Raw genomic sequence first — 10,150 nt, 5'->3', positions numbered from 1 at the left:
GTAAAAAATTAAGGACTTTTTTATAAAAAGGGGTTCGGAATGAGACCATTCCGAACCCCTTTTGTCGACAATCTGAACACCCCTTTAGGGTGCTTTCTTATTTAGTGAAAAGTTATACAATATATAAATTCATTATCCACTTAAGAGTTTTCTTTCTTACTTGCTACAAGATTTTCATCTTCATCGTCGATGATCGAGGCAGTCGTACGTTTGAATTCAGATAAGGTCTTTCCAAACGCAGATCCGATTTCTGGAAGCTTCTTCGGTCCAAAAACAATTAATGCAATGATTAGAATCAATATTAAGCCAGGGATTCCTATATTTGATAACATATTGCCCCTCGTTTCTTCTTTTAAGCTAGGATTCCGCCTTTTTGTTTATAAGATAAAATACCTTCAGCTGCCCGATATGATAATGCCCCCACCGTGCCGGTTGGATTATAGCCTCCATTATGGGCAAACGCTGTTGCACCAATGACAAATACATTTTCCGCATCCCACATTTGCATATAATTATTAACAGCCGATGTATTTGGATCAGCTCCCATAATAACTCCGCCGGTATTATGTGTAGATTGGTACGTTGTAATATCGTAAGGACCTAGCTCATTCATCGAATCAATTCGATCCGCACCCATTTCTTTCATGATATCTACACATCGTTCAGTTAAATACTTTGCTAGCTGACGATCCTGTTCTTCAAAATCGTATGTAATCCGAACAAGCGGATCTCCAAATTCATCTTTATATGTTGGATCCAGATCCAAATAATGATGCTTAAATGGCATGCTTGACCCTTGTCCACCTACGGATAGTGTACGATTTGCATATTTAATCGAATTTGCTTTAAATTCCTTCCCCCATGACGGAGTACCTTTAGGAACTACGTTACTTGCAATCGGCCTCAAACCTGTTTGTGATATGGCAATGGAGCCCCCATGAATAAAATTCAGTTTGGAATGATCGAAGTTATCACCGTTATAATCATCGATCACCATACCCAGCGAACCTGCTCCAGCATAGGTATTAAATTCTTCCTTTTCAAAGAAACCAGTTGCACTGCCTTTTTGAACCTGGTATGCATAATTCTTTCCAATAACCCCCGTCCCTGTTTTTGGATCATATGGACGGCCGATGCCTGATTGTAACAACAAGCGTACATTATTAAATACATAGCTTGTTAACACAACAATATCCGCAGGCTGTTCAATTTCTTCTCCCGTTGTTGTATCTACATATAAAACTCCAGTTGCCTTATTTCCAGTCTTCAATACTCGTCGAACATTGGAATGTGTACGAATTTCAAACTTCCCTGTCTTTTTTGCTACTGGAAGAACGGTAACTACAGGATCTGCTTTTGCTCCATATTCACACCCAAACCGCTCACAATAAGCACAATATTGACAAGCGGCCCGCGATACACCGTCAGGATTTGTATATGCCTCAGAAAGATTTGCAGAAGGACGATTGTATGGGTGAAGCTTTAAATTAGTTGCAGCCTTCTTGAATTTTTCAAGAGATGGTGTTGTCTTCATCGGCGGAGTCGGATAAGGATTGGATCTTTTCCCGCCAAGAGGATTTTCTTCCCCTGAAATACCGGCCATTTTCTCAAACTTATCGAAATAGGGCTCCAGCTCATCATAGGTAATGCCCCAATCTTGAATGGTCATATCCTTGGGAATCTTTTTTTCTCCATATCTCTCAATCGTTTTAGAGCGAATTTCAAAATCATATGGAAGAAAGCGATATGTTTGCCCATTCCAGTGAACACCGGATCCTCCTAGTCCATCTCCTAATAAAAAAGATCCATATTGCCGCATTGGCAGTGCGCGGATTTTTTCATTTCCGCGGAAGGTAATCGTCTCCTTCGAAAGATCCTGCATCAGCTCATACCTTAGTGCATAACGAAGCTCATCATGCACCATAAAGTAATCTTCTGTTTTTCGTTCCTTTCCTCTTTCTAAGCCTACACAATTTAAGCCTTGTTTTGTTAGCTCTGCTGCAATAATTCCGCCTGCCCAGCCCACACCAACGATGACAACATCAACCTTTGGTAATTTTTTTGCCACTTCTTACACCTCATTCATTGTCAATTTCATGCATTCTTTCTAGGTGCAATTAATGTCCTAGATGATCCTTTAAACTTACTGGCGGAATCACAGTAAATTTTTTATCAATGACATCCGTATAAGCCATTTGACTGCCCGGATAATTCCGCATTTTCCAGCCCTCCATATTTCGGTTCCCACTATATAATGGATCACTATAGGCACCTTCTAATGTGCTGCTCCTTAACATAGTGAAAAATCCGCTGGCAGAGATCGTCGTCAGGTTTACCTTGTCCTCTGCAAAATCTGTTAAAACATCGTCTTGTTCCTCTTCGCTCAGGTCAATAAAATTCTTTTTATACTTCGTTAAACTATGGTTTTGAAGTTCTCGTAATCCGATATCAAATATTTCACGTCTTCTTATTCGACCTTGATATCCTTGGACTTTTTCACCTTTGAAAAACGGAGGCTGCATATATTCTCTAGAATTAAAGCCCCAATCTCCACTTAACTGGTGATCAATAAAGTAGGCTACTCCTAGATCCTTTGCTCCCGGTCCATTATCATCGGCAGGGAAAATTCGCTCGGTTGCAGCTTCCACCATTCTGAATTGCTCCTGTGTGAAATACATTAATGCTAAATTATAGTTTTCAGTCTTCTTGCTTTTTACATTTTCTACATTTGTTTTTTCTTTAAATGGAATTAAACTGCCCAATGCACCGCCTACAGCCAAGCCCCCAAGTGCGATTCCTGAACTCTTGAGAAATCTTCGACGTGTAAGAGATTCATTCTTTTCCTGTTGATTGGTGTTTTCTGGCATAAAGTCCACCTCCTACAATTTAAGGATAGATTGCCCCAAAAAAATTCATTCATACATAAAAAAAAGTTGGGCATGATAACTTTAAATCTAATTAAACGAGGTGGAAAATAATGAAAGTAATCTGGAAAAATACGTTCTTTTTAAGTGGGATCTTATTCCTCTCAGCATGTGCAGGCCAACAAAATGGAATGGATGAAAGCGTTAAAGCGGAGGAAGGACAGCATGGTATTCATGGCTCACCTGCAACCAATGTCTATGATAAAAATGTATCAGCGAAAAATTTAAATGATGGCTTAATTATTCCAAGTGAAAATGGGGAGAAGAGGCAAACTACAGATGAGCATGGGGGAACCTCTCATGGAACTGGTACAAATGTATATAGCTTAATAGGAAGCACAGGGTTGCATGATGGAGGAATTTCTTCTCATCTTGAATCAAGATTAGGCGGTGAAGGTATTAATGGCATAAAGGTGTTTGTTCTTGATGACACCGTCATTCTTGCACGTGCTACTCCTGAGGTGACTTCCACTCGATATGACTCCATGCAGGAGCATACCCTGAAGGGCGTGGATGGAATGTCTAGAAAAGATTTAAATAAAAATGATACAGCTACCACTGTTCCTGATCAAGAAGATGATGATAACCTCATTAAAGCTAAAAGTTTTATGAACCAAGTTTTTAATGGCAATGTACAAACATTAACGGTAACGAATCCTGCAGCGGTTGAGCTGATTGAAAAGATAAAAAACGATATAAAAGCAGATTCCGTTCCATATAATGAGGTTTCAAAAGACATCATTACACTGATCAAAATGACAAAGGAAAAATAAAAAGAAAAGCAACAAACAATATTATTATAAAAATGACATCAAAATGAGTTACATAAAAAAGCAGGGGTTTAAAAAATCCCTGCTTTACTTTTACCAACTATTTAACCTAATTAACAACTCTTACATTACATACCCGTTAAACAAATTTAGACATCAGAATGTCATCCGCATAGCTATCCTCACTAAACTTAATTTCTTTAATTTTACGGCCTTCCTCGATAAATCCCATACTTTTGTATAAGGCTATTGCCCTATGATTGGTTGATAATACGCCTAAACTGATTTTCTCAATAGAAGAGTTCTGTTCTGCCCAATTTAAAAGCTCTGTAATAAGGAGTTTTCCAATACCCATATCCCGATATTTTTTCTTTATCATGATAAAAAAATGACCTGTATGTGCAAGCCGTTTTGAATTTTTTGATCGAAATACTACAAAACCAATAACATTCCCCTGTATTTCTGCAACAATTATTGTTTCTTTTTCATTCTCTACAATTGATTGAATCCAATTTCTTAGCTGCTCCGTCGATTCTTCAAATTCATCTGATACAGTAACCATATATTTGTTCTCTGAAAAAACTTCACTTTGAATTTCAAAAACAGCTTTTGCATCATCCAATTTACCTGTTCTTAGCGATACTTGAGTATTATTTTTAGTCACTTTGCTCTCCTTTGTACGTGCAAGTATAATAGTAATTATAAAGAATGCTCAGATTACTGCCTTATTAAAACGAGTCTAAGAAAAGTGTCACTGACAATCACGTTCTTTAATTGAACGAAACCACCATGGAGTTACTGATCTTTCGATAATTTAAAAGAGACAGGAATCTTACACACTTTTAATGTGAAAGAATGCTATTCAATCCGTTCCATCGATAAACTAATAAATTTAATTCCTTTCCCCCTATATTCATTTTTTCAGATTTATAAAATTTGGCACCCATTTCCTCATAAAAGAGTCGTGATTTATTATCTTCTAAAACCTCAACAAATATCGTTTCGTATCCTAACTTTTTAAATTGCAAAAATAGCTGTTTTATCAATCCTGTTCCGATTCCTTGTCCTTGCCATTGTTCAAGGATATAAATCGATGTTAAGTCCCCAGTATCTTTAAGAGTATTGGTTTCCCTTTTTCCCCCATCTGCAAAACCAACTATTTCTCCTTTGCTATTTTCCGCTACAAAAACATAATTGCCTGCATTTGTAATATTCTTTTTCCATATTTCTGTTCTTTGTCCATACGAGAGACTATCCAAATATGTTTTAGGTAAAATGTTTTTATATGTAGTTCTCCAACAATCTACATGCACTCTTGATATTCCTTCCGCATCTTCTACTTTCGCTTCTCTAATAATCAAACGGATCTCTCCCTTGAATTTAATTGTTATTGATAATAAAAACGACATTTTTCTATTATTTATTCTCTTCTTAACGGCGATTCAATTTTTCCTTCAAGTGCCTCCGCTTGTTCATAAAAGTTCTCATCTATTGATATATTCATTCCCAAGCCAACTTCACGTAGTACCTCACGCAGCTCTTCAAAATTTTCCTTGTCCGTTTCAGTTAGATCAGTGAAACGATACAAGTCATCTTTTGGGAATTGATGTAATTTCATATACAACCGCTGTAGTATTTCTTTATCCTTCTTTGATAGAGTCCCCATTTGATTACCCGTTGTGATCCCTAGCCAAAGTCCATTTAATACACTTCCCATTTTGGTAGTGACTAGATTAGGGGTGGACCACTGATTTTCTTTTTGGTTTGCGATTAACCCCTCCAATTCTACTAAATCATCTTGAACTTCTGTATTAAAAATTTGATCCTTCACAAAGTTTATTCTGATGAATCCCCAAAGGACACATGTAATTAATATTAGATTTAGGCCAATTGACACTCGAAATAATACCTTTCCTTTCGTACTCAATGCTTTCCTCCTTGTTCCATCTATGTATGTACTACTTCTTTACTTCAACATAAAAAGCTATTCTCCTTCATGAAGAATAGCACTTAGCACCTGTATGATTGAATATTTACAATGTTCAGCCGGCGAATTAGTTTTTTTATCAAGGATGGTTTCGCATTTAATGATCTTATTTAAGAAAAGCTCATACGTGTTTGAGGAACATGGCAGTCAATATGAGACCCTAAGACTTTTGAATTTAATTCTTCAACCAGATAACTAGAGGCACCTATATAGGTGCCTTGATTGAAAATATTTTCTGCAAAACAACAAAGAAAAGAAATGAAAATCTGTTAGGTTTATTAACAATGTCTTATCTACCTTTTGGTTTTACACCTGTCAGATGAGATTCGAACATATCAATAATTTCAAGAAATCTTTCAGCCTCACGAAAAACATGATCGGCTAACAATGGATGAATAATACTTTTTATTTTACATTCTTCAATTAAGTCACGTGCTGTTTTCTTAAAGTCCCGAAGCGATACAACGGATACGCGGTTCTCATCAAGGAATTGATCTAAAAGGGGTACTGTCTGAGATTGTGGTTTCATCGATTCCAAATCTCTTGCTTGAAAAACTAATTGATCAAAATCATTGCTGAAGTTTCTTGCCATATCGACTAGCTTTCTCTCTGATGGATCAAGAAGATGCCCTATAAACTTGGCATGATCAGCCATAATTCTTAAGAAAAATACATTTTCTTTAATTATCGCATCCGCCAGTGGTTTCAACTTTCCTTCGTTCAATTCAATTAATCGCTTTCTGAAATAATTAGCCTCGCGGCTTGTGTGATCAACTAATAGCGGAAAATTATTTGCCCCTGGTAATTTACAAGTAAGTATTAATCCTAATATTTTTCGTTTAAAAGCAAATATACCTGTGGCTGCTTGCTGAACTTCTGAATTAAACCGTTTTATTTGTTGTGGATCTGTTTGATTAGTAAATGTATGGGATCGTTGTTCAATTTGTTCAAACAATCGATAATATTGATTGGCTTCCTCAATTAATTGTGTATCATCACACCGAAACCCTAGTCTAAGAAATAGAGAATGTTCTTTCATAATTCTAGCCCAAAATCGAATTTCATCCAAAGATCGTGTAACAAACATTTCAGAATTAATAACCCTATTCAAATCTTGTGAGTTAGCATTCATCATTATGTCCCCCCATACCCAAGATTAGAAAACCACCATTAACATTATATTTGTAAGTGTTCTAAAAAAGACTGCCTTCATATGTAATATTTTGAGTCTGGGATTAAGCTTTTGAAACTAATAAAAAATACAACACGTCTTATAAATAAAATTGATAAGGGATACTATATGTTTCTGTTTAAATTTTACTTAATAGAAATAAAATCCTTATTGCAAAAAAAGCTAATGGGGTCATAGGAATTCTCTTTTACAAAATAAAAAAAGCGATCCTTTGTTATTAATGCATCGCCATACACTAGTTTCTATTTCTAATTCAAAAAAAGTCATAGATGAGTAACTCTATGTTTTAAAAAGGCTGTTTTCACATAGATTGTTGATTTCTTGATGTACTGTATAAAGGGTGATACTAAGCGGTTGAGAGGTATTCAATTATGTGGTTAGATGCTATGAACAGTTTAGCGAATTAACCGAAACTGAGAACTACTTTTGAAACGTTTAGAATTGCATAAAAAAGGACCTCTAATTAGAGGTCAGAAGTTATATCATACTTTTTCTAACTTTCTCAGGAATCATAACAATTGCTTCACCTTAAAAGGTATTCATCGCCATTTAAATGTTCTCTGAATATAGGGACATCTTTCATATTTTCATTTAAAAATTTAACTATTCATCTACTCGTTCCGATTTGCTTTCTTTGACTTTAGTTCTAGTTAATTCTACATTCATTTTCTGATACCTCATTATTATTAATTCTCTGTTTTTATCCTAATATAATTATCTAAGTAACAAAGTGTTAATAAAAAACAACAAACTTTACAAAAACAGCATTAAAAAAAACATACACCTTAATCCTTGATTTTTACCTTGATCGATATTCTAATTAATGCTATTCAATAATGTTAAAATTCTTTCTGCACTACCTGGTTGAAACATAAATATTGAGAATGAAATACAAAATACTCCTACAATAACAAATCCGATTTTCTTAATTTTCGATGCTGTCCTTTTTATAAAAATCCCGTTAACTACCAGGAAAGACCCTAAAAATAAGAGTAAGAAATACCAAAATCCCATTATTCCACCTCTTTTGAATCTTGCTTAGATGATAACCCACATACATATAATGACGAAATTTTCTACGAATCGTTTCAATTTCATTTTTACTTTAAAGCTCATTTCTAAAACATTGTTATTTTTGACCATATGTTATTGAACACTGCTGGAAAACATACAGTTTAGAGGCAGACTTACATTTCAAGTTGCTCACTAGCCGAAGAAGTCTCACACATTCCAGCCAGCCAAACTATGTTTATTAACAATTTTTTCGAAAACGGCCTGCTTTAATATTTCCAGAATCTATTGTTATTTCATTAATCACCTGATAATCATGTAAATCCCTTCATGAATACGCGAAATATTCTAATTACTAATAAATGATTAATTCTTAGCAGATTGATTAGATAACCTTTCAAGTTCTTCATCAATTCTTGCTATATCTATTCTCTCAAATAACGGTTCCACATTGGATAATTGGTGCAGATCAACCTGAATTGGCTTCCATTTACTTTCAGTTATATATAACATTTTCTGAACCTTCCTGCTTGAAAACGGAAGGAAGGGTGTCAAAATTTGCGCTAAATTAGCAATAAGATAGACGCAATCAGCCATTGTTTGCTTGCATTTAAACTTATCGTCATGTATTAGCTTCCAAGGCTGTTGTTCATCAAAATATTTATTAGCGAACCTTACATGTTCAAATACTTTTTCCAATCCTTGTTTGAATAGAGCGGATTCTATACAGTGCCCTACTTCGCTGTACAATAAGCTGATTTTATTTTGTATAGTAGGCGCTGCAGCTTTTTCTGATATCATTCCATCAAATGACTTTTCGATAAATTTCAGCGTTCGGTTTACGAAGTTGCCATATGCACCCAATAATTCACTATTATGACTATAAATAAATTCCTTCCAAGAAAAGTCTGCATCCCGACTTTCTGGCGCATTTATAGTTAAAAAATATCTAATTGAATCTGATTCATATCTTTCTAAAATGTCTGGAACCCATACTGCCCAATTATTACTCGTCGATAACTTCTTCTTCTCTAAAGTCAGGTACTCATTTGAAACGATGTGAGTAGGTAAAGCTTTTTTTTCCAGACTAGTCAATATTGCTGGCCAAATAATAGAATGGAATGGGATATTATCTTTTCCGTGAACATAATAGGATATTGCTGATGAGTTCCAGAAAATTGAGTCATCATGATTTGTTTCTTTTGCCCATAGTTTGCTGGCTGTATAATATCCTGAAACGGCTTCTATCCATCCATAAATTTTCTTGTCTTCATATCCAGCCACTGGAATACTTACTCCTATTGGTAAATCTCTTGAAACTGCTCGATCTTGTAAACCTTCTTTCAAATATCTTTTTGTTAATGCTACTGCATTCTCTCGCCAGAGTTTTTTATTTGCTGCTTTATGAGTATAGCTTTCTAAACAATGTTGTAGGGAGCTTAAGGAAAAATAAAAATGATCTGTTTTCCTTGTGATAGGTGTACTGCCACATATTTTGCATTTTCTTTCTAATAATTCAAGCGGTTCTAAGACGGTTGAGCAATGATCACATTGATCCCCACCGGCTTTTGCTCCACAATTTGGACATATGCCTTCAACATAACGGTCAGGTAAGAATTGCTGATCGTATTCACAATAGGTTTGTTCCATTTCCTTCTTATATATCAAACGCTTTTCAAGCAGCTCTAGAAAAATTTCTTGTACGATTTTATGATGATGCTCTATATCTGTTCTTGTATAGGTATCATAAGAGAAACCTAACTTAGAAAAACACTCTACAAATTCATGGTGATATCGGTCCGCAATTTCCGCTGGTGTAACCCCTTCTTGCTTTGCTCTAATAGCAATAGGTGTTCCATTACAATCACTTCCTGATACATACAAAACCTTTTCTCCTTTTAAACGGTAATATCTAGCCAGAATATCTCCTGGAAGCAAACTAGAGATGTGACCTAGATGTAATGAACCATTAGCATAAGCCCAGGCACCACCAATAAAAATACTCATAAATATACCCTCCAACTATACAGAAATAAAAAAACAAAAAACCCCGCCTTAACTGTAAAAGTTAAGGACGGGGTTTAAATACCACGTGTTACCACCTTAGTTCGCAAATGACTCACACCATCTGCCTCATCAAGTACGAAGTGAAAAAAATCTACTCTTATACTGTGACATTGATAACGAGTGCCAAGACTCGCCGTATCCTACTTATACAAATAGTATGTTCAGTACGAAGCTCTGAGACCATTGTTCAAATGAATGT

General features: G+C 35.4%; 9 protein-coding genes and 1 other annotated feature (1 of these 10 cut by a window edge). Of the genes, 1 reads left to right on the top strand and 8 read right to left on the bottom strand.

Annotated elements, in window-relative coordinates; all coding sequences use genetic code 11:
• Positions 1–140: 140 nt before the first annotated feature.
• Genes tatA through ASU02_RS08110 form a run of 3 tightly spaced genes read right to left on the bottom strand, consistent with a single transcriptional unit; the run spans position 141 to position 2,867 of the window.
• Positions 141–332 carry a twin-arginine translocase TatA/TatE family subunit gene (gene tatA / locus ASU02_RS08120; protein ID WP_057762826.1) on the bottom strand — a complete coding sequence of 64 codons (192 nt, stop codon included), beginning with the start codon at positions 330–332 and terminating at the stop codon, positions 141–143.
• A 20-nt stretch (positions 333–352) separates the two neighbouring features.
• Entirely contained in the window at positions 353–2,068 is a 1,716-nt protein-coding gene (locus ASU02_RS08115; RefSeq protein WP_057762824.1) for a GMC family oxidoreductase, read from the bottom strand.
• Positions 2,069–2,117: 49 nt separating this feature from the next.
• On the bottom strand, positions 2,118–2,867 hold the full coding sequence (locus ASU02_RS08110; RefSeq protein ID WP_057762822.1) for a gluconate 2-dehydrogenase subunit 3 family protein: 750 nt from the start codon (positions 2,865–2,867) through the stop codon (positions 2,118–2,120).
• A gap of 110 nt (positions 2,868–2,977) precedes the next feature.
• Here ASU02_RS08110 and ASU02_RS08105 point away from each other — a divergent pair, with 110 nt between their 5' ends.
• A complete protein-coding gene (locus ASU02_RS08105) occupies positions 2,978–3,697 on the top strand; it encodes a hypothetical protein (protein WP_057762820.1) in 720 nt (239 codons plus the stop codon).
• 136 nt (positions 3,698–3,833) lie between these two features.
• Here ASU02_RS08105 and ASU02_RS08100 read toward each other — a convergent pair whose 3' ends face one another.
• From ASU02_RS08100 to metG, 5 genes are all read right to left on the bottom strand, one after another.
• Positions 3,834–4,358, bottom strand: coding sequence for a GNAT family N-acetyltransferase (locus ASU02_RS08100; RefSeq protein WP_057762818.1), 525 nt, complete (start codon positions 4,356–4,358; stop codon positions 3,834–3,836).
• 178 nt (positions 4,359–4,536) lie between these two features.
• A complete protein-coding gene (locus ASU02_RS08095) occupies positions 4,537–5,055 on the bottom strand; it encodes a GNAT family N-acetyltransferase (RefSeq protein WP_057762816.1) in 519 nt (172 codons plus the stop codon).
• A 59-nt stretch (positions 5,056–5,114) separates the two neighbouring features.
• Positions 5,115–5,621: a hypothetical protein gene (locus ASU02_RS08090; RefSeq protein ID WP_057762815.1), complete on the bottom strand. Its 507-nt coding sequence runs from the start codon at positions 5,619–5,621 to the stop codon at positions 5,115–5,117.
• Between the two features lie 349 nt (positions 5,622–5,970).
• Positions 5,971–6,813 carry a DUF2935 domain-containing protein gene (locus ASU02_RS08085; protein WP_057762858.1) on the bottom strand — a complete coding sequence of 281 codons (843 nt, stop codon included), beginning with the start codon at positions 6,811–6,813 and terminating at the stop codon, positions 5,971–5,973.
• Positions 6,814–8,250: 1,437 nt separating this feature from the next.
• Positions 8,251–9,891, bottom strand: a complete 1,641-nt coding sequence (metG, locus tag ASU02_RS08075; RefSeq protein ID WP_057762812.1) for a methionine--tRNA ligase — start codon at positions 9,889–9,891, stop codon at positions 8,251–8,253.
• A gap of 60 nt (positions 9,892–9,951) precedes the next feature.
• Positions 9,952–10,150 (bottom strand) — a binding site (T-box leader); it runs 76 nt beyond the window's last position.

The sequence above is a fragment of the Cytobacillus praedii genome (assembly GCF_001439605.1).
GTDB classification, from domain to species: domain Bacteria; phylum Bacillota; class Bacilli; order Bacillales; family Cytobacillaceae; genus Cytobacillus; species Cytobacillus praedii.
The sequence above is the reverse complement of the archived record's forward strand: the minus strand, read 5'-3'. Positions and strand labels throughout refer to the sequence as shown.